Origin of the sequence: Streptomyces sp. NPDC059456, from assembly GCF_042750055.1 — a bacterium.
GTDB lineage: Bacteria > Actinomycetota > Actinomycetes > Streptomycetales > Streptomycetaceae > Streptomyces.
Genome location: NZ_JBHYVA010001163.1, coordinates 1 through 1,053 on the forward strand (window position 1 = coordinate 1; position 1,053 = coordinate 1,053).

Annotated in this window: 1 protein-coding gene; it reads left to right on the plus strand. The window is 67.9% G+C overall.

Annotated features, from left to right (window positions below; translation table 11 throughout):
* Window positions 1-308: 308 nt before the first annotated feature.
* Window positions 309-980 carry a deoxynucleoside kinase gene (locus ACFXA3_RS42940; RefSeq protein WP_385197055.1) on the plus strand — a complete coding sequence of 224 codons (672 nt, stop codon included), beginning with the start codon at window positions 309-311 and terminating at the stop codon, window positions 978-980.
* Window positions 981-1,053: the final 73 nt, after the last annotated feature.

Sequence of the window (1,053 nt, forward strand, 5' to 3'; positions counted from 1 at the left end):
CCGCCGGCCACCACGGCCAGGGGGTGCGGGCGGCGGCGGAGGGCCGGGCGTGGTGGGCGCCGGCGCCGTGGCCGGTGTGCGGCGAATCGTCATTTATCATTCAAGGCGGCCCGCGGGGCGGTGGCCCTCGTCGCCGTACACGGCACCTGCGCAACGGTCGGTCCGGCCGGTCGAGGACGGACGGGGCCCACATGACGCCGATCATGAAGATCTTGGGGAATCGAGTGACTTCCGGCGTGCGTCTCAGTGGTGCGGGGCGCCCTGCCCTCCCCGCCCGCGAACAGAAGACCCCCAGGGAGAAGTGAGGTATGCCAGTGATCTGCGTCGGAGGCATGATCGGAATCGGCAAGACGAGCGTGGCCGAGCTTCTGGCCAAGGAGCTCGGCAGCGAGGTCTTCTACGAGAGCGTGGACGACAACCCGATCCTGCCGCTCTTCTACACGGCGAGCCCCGAAGAGATCCAGGCGAAGCGCTACCCCTTCCTGCTCCAGCTCTACTTCCTCCAGACCCGGTTCGCCGCGATCAAGGAGGCCTACAAGCAGGGGGACAACGTCCTCGACCGGTCCATATACGAGGACTGGTACTTCGCCAAGGTCAATCACGAGCTCGGCCGGATCAGCTCCCTCGAGATGCAGGTGTACGAGGGGCTGCTCGACGAGATGATGCGCGAGATCGACGGCCTGCCGTACCGCAAGGCGCCCGACCTCATGGTCTACCTCAAGGCCGACTTCGAGACGGTGCTGCACCGCATCGGACTGCGGGGCCGCGACTTCGAGCAGGACGACAGCCTCGTCGAGTACTACCGGACGCTGTGGTCCGGCTACGACGACTGGGTCCACAAGCACTACTCGGCCAGCGAGGTCCTCGTCGTCGACATGAGCCACACGGACGTGGTGAACAACCCCGAGGACGCGGCCCGCGTGGCGCAGGAGGTCAAGGACGCCCTGGCCGCGGCGGCCTGCGGCGTGCGGGGCAGATAGCGGATCTGCTCGGCGAGCAGCTCCGATTCCAGCCCGTCCAGGGCGTCGGCGAAGCCGGCCAACGGGTCGGGGG

What these genes read in the sequence shown, in the direction of transcription:
- ACFXA3_RS42940 (WP_385197055.1), top strand. Translation starts at nt 309, where the DNA reads ATGCCAGTGATCTGCGTCGGAGGCATGATCGGAATCGGCAAGACGAGC.